At 35.4% G+C, this 6,596-nt stretch carries 6 protein-coding genes, 1 tRNA gene and 1 other RNA gene; 3 read left to right on the top strand and 5 right to left on the bottom strand.

What is annotated here, in order from left to right; translation table 11 throughout:
- Window positions 1-221 precede the first annotated feature (221 nt).
- The gene (locus HMPREF1505_RS05935) at window positions 222-665 is read left to right on the top strand and encodes a hypothetical protein (RefSeq protein ID WP_036923705.1); all 444 of its coding nucleotides are present in this window, start codon (window positions 222-224) and stop codon (window positions 663-665) included.
- Window positions 666-929: 264 nt separating this feature from the next.
- Here HMPREF1505_RS05935 and nrdD read toward each other — a convergent pair whose 3' ends face one another.
- Window positions 930-3,089, bottom strand: a complete 2,160-nt coding sequence (gene nrdD, locus HMPREF1505_RS05930) for an anaerobic ribonucleoside-triphosphate reductase (RefSeq protein WP_036923704.1) — start codon at window positions 3,087-3,089, stop codon at window positions 930-932.
- Window positions 3,090-3,588: 499 nt separating this feature from the next.
- Between nrdD and HMPREF1505_RS05925 the strand changes: the two genes are divergently transcribed.
- Both HMPREF1505_RS05925 and HMPREF1505_RS05920 read left to right on the top strand, forming a co-directional pair.
- Window positions 3,589-4,278: an HAD family hydrolase gene (locus HMPREF1505_RS05925; protein WP_036923703.1), complete on the top strand. Its 690-nt coding sequence runs from the start codon at window positions 3,589-3,591 to the stop codon at window positions 4,276-4,278.
- Window positions 4,279-4,403: 125 nt separating this feature from the next.
- Entirely contained in the window at window positions 4,404-4,604 is a 201-nt protein-coding gene (locus tag HMPREF1505_RS05920; protein WP_013263873.1) for a hypothetical protein, read from the top strand.
- A 198-nt stretch (window positions 4,605-4,802) separates the two neighbouring features.
- Here the strand turns inward: HMPREF1505_RS05920 and HMPREF1505_RS05915 are convergent.
- The 4 genes from HMPREF1505_RS05915 to HMPREF1505_RS05900 all read right to left on the bottom strand — a co-directional run bounded on the left by HMPREF1505_RS05915 (window position 4,803) and on the right by HMPREF1505_RS05900 (window position 6,486).
- Window positions 4,803-4,876 (bottom strand) — tRNA-Thr (locus tag HMPREF1505_RS05915).
- A 4-nt stretch (window positions 4,877-4,880) separates the two neighbouring features.
- Window positions 4,881-4,977, bottom strand: an RNA gene (gene ffs / locus HMPREF1505_RS12875) — signal recognition particle sRNA small type.
- Window positions 4,978-5,330: 353 nt separating this feature from the next.
- Window positions 5,331-5,582 (bottom strand): hypothetical protein, encoded by a 252-nt coding sequence (locus tag HMPREF1505_RS05905; protein ID WP_036923701.1) that lies wholly within the window; start codon window positions 5,580-5,582, stop codon window positions 5,331-5,333.
- An 88-nt stretch (window positions 5,583-5,670) separates the two neighbouring features.
- Window positions 5,671-6,486 (bottom strand): hypothetical protein, encoded by an 816-nt coding sequence (locus HMPREF1505_RS05900; protein ID WP_036923700.1) that lies wholly within the window; start codon window positions 6,484-6,486, stop codon window positions 5,671-5,673.
- Window positions 6,487-6,596 lie beyond the last annotated feature (110 nt).

The raw sequence follows: 6,596 nt of genomic DNA, 5'->3' as shown, positions 1-6,596 counted from the left end.
TATTTTTGCTTCCATAATAGTTTTGTTGTCTTGTCTTTAAAATCAGTTCTTTAGCAATTACTAATTAACAAAGAAAATTCGACAAACTGTTATTTTTCTATCTATTTATTAGGGTAGGAAACTTTAGTATATCATTAATGTCCCGATTTTAACGGGACACTAATGACTCGAGAACAAAGATGTCAAACGTGCCATAAAAAAGGATAAAAATATCTTTGAGAATGATAGTATTTAATAAAAAAATGATGATCTTTCTGAAAAGACAGCCTATTTCAAATAGGCTGTCCAAAGGACTTGCGAATCTTTTAAAAGAAGGAATCACTGTTAATGGACAATGTATTTTCTTTAAACGTTTTTATGTCAATAATCCACATATAACATTAGATTTGTTTGATGATATGACGGCGTATGAATGTTTTCTCAATAATGTCCACATTGAGGATTTTTGTCGTAAGGATATTGTATCAAATGCTTTTATTTTTGCAGATAGACTGGAGAATATACTAAAAGAAATAAAATGTGGATATGAAATTATATTAACCATAGACAGAGAGTCATGTGTACTTACATTCCATTCGTTGCATGAACCTGAAGCAGATTGGATGGATCTCAGTAAAATCGATGATTATAAATGTGGAATAGCTCTTTTTAGGTCTCAAGAGTAATGCTCCAAATCCGAGGACACCAAAATAAAAGATTAGTTACTTTATTGGTAGTAGGGTGAACTTTTTATAATAGTGTTGTGTGTCAAATAAGTGGTTTTGTGGATACCTGGATTTATTTTTGAATGTTGCAGCATGAAATCTATGAAGAGGAATACAAACAAATACGGACACACATAAGCGTGTGTCCGTAAATGATTTTAAGGTGTTAGACGTGAAGTCTGTCAACCCTATTAGTAAGTTAAAGCGTTTTTACAATAATGTCTGTTATGCGTTCTTGGTTTCAGTAACCGTTTCTTTACATAACTTCTCATTTGTTGTATTAACTGTATATTTATCTTCTCCTGCATAGAAACGGCGGTGTGCTTCCTCCTGGCGAGGTACAGAGAAGTTGCTAACACGTTTCATGTAACCAATGATGCGAGTGAGATAATCAACATTCTTAGAATGACAATGTGGACATTCGTGCATATAACGTTTGTCGATATGACCGCAGTCGTTGCAGACGGTATTTGGAATGTTGAATGTGAAGTAGTTGCAACCTTCCTGTGCAGCGACACGCAACAACTGGCGATACTGTGGTTCGGAGAGGTGCTCTTCGAGGTTCATGTGAAGTGCAGAACCACCAGTTAGATGTTCTATATAAGGTGCTCCGTGCAGTTTGAACTTGTCAAGAATAGTCAACGAGTTGTCCTCAACGCGATAGAAATAGCTGTTATAGCAATTGCGTGGAACAAAATACCCATCTTCGGAGTCCCATTTAGCATGCTTTACACCTACATTCTCAGCAGGAATCATCTCACAGTTGAACATAGCTTCCTTTGTACGGAAGGCCTTATTCTGTGTTTCTATCAATCCAAGTACAGTCTGTACGAACTTCTTATACTCCTCATTTGGTGTGATGTCAAGTCCCATGAATTCTGCTGCTTCTACAAGACCATTGATACCAATAGTGAGATACTGGCGATCAATGTTGATGTATCCAGCATCAAAGAGTGGAAGCATGTGATTACGCAGCAACTCCTTGAGGTTTTCATTGTATGCTAATTGTACCTTATGACACAACTCGATAATATGCGTCAGATACTCCTTGTAATCAAGGTTGTTGTTGACTGCAAACTGAATACAGCGATTGAGGTTGATTGTCAATACACTCTTTGATCCAGTTGAGACACCACCAGCACCGAGTGTATAAGAGAAGCCGTTATCTTGAATCTCATTACGTAGACGGCAGCATGAACTGAGTGAGTCAGCATTATCGCTCATGTATGTGAAGAAACTATGTCCCTCAGAATACATCTTAGCGGCAAAGTCACCCCATTCCTTATCCTTGCAGTCACCATTCTCTGCTAACAAAGCCATTGTTTCTACAGGGAAGGTGAGAACAGTCTTTAGACGCTCTTGGTTAAACCAAGTCATAAAACGTTTCTGTAACCACGAAAGACTCTCCCAATCTGGCTGTGAACCATCAGGGAAATAGAAGTTTCCGAAGAGTGACTCGAAGTATGGGCGGTCATAATAAGAAATGTTCCAGAATACTGCTTGATAGTTGCGAGCACCTGTAGGCTGGTTCAGTGAATAAACTATCTGTTCAAAGTAATCAGTAATCACCTTGTCAATGGTTCGCTTTCTTAGGCTAAGATCAACAACTTCATCAGCACGCTCCCAGTAGTCTTTACCATATTCCTTTTGGATAAAGTAGTTCATGTACATCAAAAATTCTGGCGTAGCGCAGGCACCAGCGAGCATAGATGACACCATGAATACCATATTAATAAAGCCACCACAAAAACTTTTCAGATTTGTTGGCGCTGTCGAATTGCCACCAATTGAATTTGTACCCCCAATAAGCCAAGGGTACATAGTGATGGATGCACAATAGTTGGCAAGGTTTGTCTCGTCATTCTTATATATAAAATGGTGGTTTAGAAGGTCAATGTACTCATCAGCCAAGTCCTTACCATACATCTTCTTAATACGATCAACAAGTAGTCTGCGGTTGAGACGAATGAATCCTTGCTTAGGGAGTTCACCAATAAGTGTTGCGATGTTCTTATGTTCAACATTTGCATTGGCATCAAATTTTGAACCTGTAGCTGCATTTGATGCAACACAATAGTCAGAAAGAAACTTCATCTTTTCAAGAGTTTCACGGTCTTCTGTGTGTTGTTGACGATAGACGATGAAACTTTTTGCTACCTGATAATAGCCTTCTTTCATAAGTGCCAACTCAACCTGATTCTGGATGTCTTCTACCTTGATGTCGTTTTGAATATTCAAGTTAGCGATGATTTTTGATAAAGTACCCAAATCAGTAGGTTCATTGACGCTTTCGAATGCCTTGAGAATAGCATTCATAATTTTGTCGAGGGAGAACCGATCCTTTGACCCATCACGTTTTGTGATTGTAAAGTTCTTCATTTCCATTGCTTATTTTATTTTTTTAGGTGTTTATAACTCTGTTGTTACTGTCTATCAGAAGGTGTAATTTTAATACACTATATTTGTGTGAAAGTTGTCTGTTTTGGATAACTTTTTTATTTTTTCTTCTTCAAAAGTTTTCCATTTTGATAAACTTTCTGTTGCAAATTTATATAAAACTATTCATTCAGCAAAAATTATTTGGGCTAAAAAATATTGGATAAATTACTAATTTCCTGTACTTTTTTGCTTGGACTCTTGGTGGCAAAAGGGATTGATGTTTATTTCATTTCGAAGAAATATTTTTTGAAGGATGTATTCTAAAGTCTAAGAAAATAATTATTTGAATTTTATGGAGAACCTATTTAAGTTAAGTCTATAATGATCTTTTTAGAATGACACTTACATCATTAAGGTAGTTAGTTAAATATAGAGATTATTTCGTGGCTGTTATTTGTGTTACACATATAAATAATGTAATTTTGCAGGTGGAAACAATAAAGTTATGAAAGATATATCATTAATAGCCTTTGATGCAGATGATACTCTGTGGGAGTGTCAAACTTATTTTGAGGCGGTAGAGAAAGAGTATTGTAAGCTATTAAAGTCATACGCCTCAGCCGATGAAATTTCTAAAGCTCTTTTTGCTGTTGAAACAGCAAATATGCCACTTTTAGGTTATGGGAGTAAGGCTTTCTTATTATCTCTATTGGAGAATGCAATAGAGGTAAGTGGGGGAAGGTTAAAAGCAGATGAGGTTGAGAAGATTATAAAATTAGGTAAAGAACTTCTCCAATTACCAGGCAAGCCAATGGATGGAGTTGAAGAAACTTTGAAGGTTTTACATGAGAGAGGAGAATACCATTTAGTTGTCTTTACAAAAGGTGAACTGCTTGATCAAGAAAATAAGTTTCATAGTTCAGGCTTAAAGTCATTTTTTGATGATATTATAGTTGTATCAGATAAGACAGAGGCATCTTATTACCAATTGTGTGAGAGGTTTTCTATTAATGTTGAGCAGTTATTGATGGTGGGTAATTCTTTTCGTTCGGATATAGAACCTGTATTAAAACTTGGTGGTTGGGCAGCTCATATACCTTTTCATACTATATGGCAGCATGAAGTTGTAGAGGAGTATGAACACCCTCATTTGTTAAAGTTGGAGTATTTCGCACAGTTGAAGCAAGTTTTGTAAACTTGTTTTGCTTTTACTTGCTGAAACTTTTGTAATTATTTCATTATATATCGAATATTTTGTGTAAGTTTGCAAATCAATTATTATAAGGAGATAAAATACTTTTTAAACAAATAGTAAGTTAGATGTTAGCACCACAAATAGAATATTCAGACCGAGAAGAGCGAATTGAGTTTATTCAAGAACGTTTCCATTGTAAGGCACCTTCGTGTGGCGGTTGTGGCTCATGTAATCTTCCTGATGGTGTACCAGCAGCAGAATATTTTGCAGATTACATTGATGGTAAGGTCGAATTTGTCAAACTCGCTGCGAAGATTTGGGAGTAGGGGGGCTTTCTCCTGCTTGACAATGTAATTCCAAGATAAAATATAGTCCTGATAATTTAGGGTTTCTGTGGGACGTCTTATTATTTTTTTAGATCTTCTAATTAGGTTATCAGAAACTTTTCTGATGCCATATAATGCAAAAAAAGGTATGCCTCACGACATACCTTCTTCTGTGTTCTTAGTCATTCTATTAATTTGAGCCTCTTGTCGGATTCGAACCAACGACCCCGAGATTACAAATCACGTGCTCTGGCCAACTGAGCTAAAGAGGCGGGGTGGACAAGCGATTCCTATCGCACCGCTACAACCTTCTGCCCTTGCTACGTTCCCGTCCTGGGGGATTCAAAGGGAGCTGGTCGTAAGAGACTTGCCCGTCTTCTACTTTACCATTGCTGTTAAAGCGGGTGCAAAGATACATAAATTATTTATTTCTGACAAAGAGAAATCAAAACTTTTTCTGTTTTTAACAAAAAAACACAAATTCCTTTGTTTATAAGGGTTTCACGCTGCTTGTCATTATTGACGGTCATTATTGTACTGCAAATATACTGCTTTTTTGTGATACTACTATAATTCTAAGGAAAATATTACATATATGAAACAACCTCCTAGAGCTTAAAATAATGGCTCTAGGAGGCTTTTTAGGTTTTGAAAAAATACATCTCGTGGAAAAGTCGGGGGGCGGTGGTTTCAGCGCATCATCGGTTAAAATTTTACCCCATACCCCTATTTGGTTCTTATTTCTAATTTTCCAATTACAGATAAGTCTGTACACTCTCCTATAAAAGATTCATCTTCTATAGATATATGCTTTGGCTTTCCCTTTAAGTTATTATTATTAATATATCTACTTATCTCTTCGGATAAAATGGTTTCTACTCTTAAATTATTTGGCTCAGTTTCTCCATCTAACTTTATTTCAATAGCAGCATTAAAAGTATAACTTTCCTCACCAATATAAAATGTTATTTTACTCATTGTGTTAATATTTTAATTTACTCTGTATCCTATCCTTCCTACTTACAGAGTATTATTAATAAGGATAATAAGTCCGTATAATCTTTGTTTACTTATTGATAATAGATATTACTTCCTCTTTGGTTTTAGCTTTACTAATCTCCTTTATTTGTTCGTCTGTTAGATTTCTTAGCTTATCATTGCCTAACTCTAAAGCAGCTTGAATAAGGTAACGTTTCTTAATTACTGTATCTTTGAATTGCTTACTAACTATATCTAAAAATTCTTTAGCTCTATCTAAATCTAATCCATTTGGGTTAAGTGCTTTATCTTCATAGGCTCTTTTTAAGTCTGCACTCTTTAGTTTATCAGCTTTACCATACATTATAAGGCTTATAGTACTAGCCTTAAATCCTCTCTTTACTAATTCTCCAGCTAGTTTAGTAGCTTCGTCTGTACTATCCATTGATGCACCAACTAAGTAATCATTTGTTTGCCAAGTCTTAGCAGCATAGTTAGCAGCACCTAAGATATTATTAATAGAATCATCTACAGTACATTCCATAAATAGTAACTTATCATCCTCTACAGTAGGAGTATCTGTATCTCTTAGTAACTCTTTTCCACTATCAGATACTTTAATAGTCTTTCTACGTGCTATAAATCTATGCTGTCCGTCAACAATAACTATATAATTTTCTGGATTATTTATATTCTCTCCAGTGATAGCATCTACCATTTTTAAGCCTTCATTCTGGGCTTTCTCTCCAGATACATAAATAATAGGAGAAATGTTAGTGTGAAACTGTTGATAAGTCTTACAAATGCTTTTTAGGTTAGCTTTGTTTAGGTTTCTATTGTTTGCTACAAAAGCTACTTCTTTACCATTGTTCTTTAACTCTGAATATGTAATTATATTCTTCATATTAATAATCCTCCTAAGCCAGATTTATTATAACTCCTCTGATGTGGCTTTGGTGGTCGTATTAAGCACCAGATTTGTTTATTTCGGCTGCAAAGATATAACAGTTATTT

This window comes from Prevotella sp. ICM33, from assembly GCF_000517825.1.
Classification (GTDB): Bacteria; Bacteroidota; Bacteroidia; order Bacteroidales; family Bacteroidaceae; genus Prevotella; species Prevotella melaninogenica.
The sequence above is the reverse complement of the archived record's forward strand: the minus strand, read 5'-3'. Positions and strand labels throughout refer to the sequence as shown.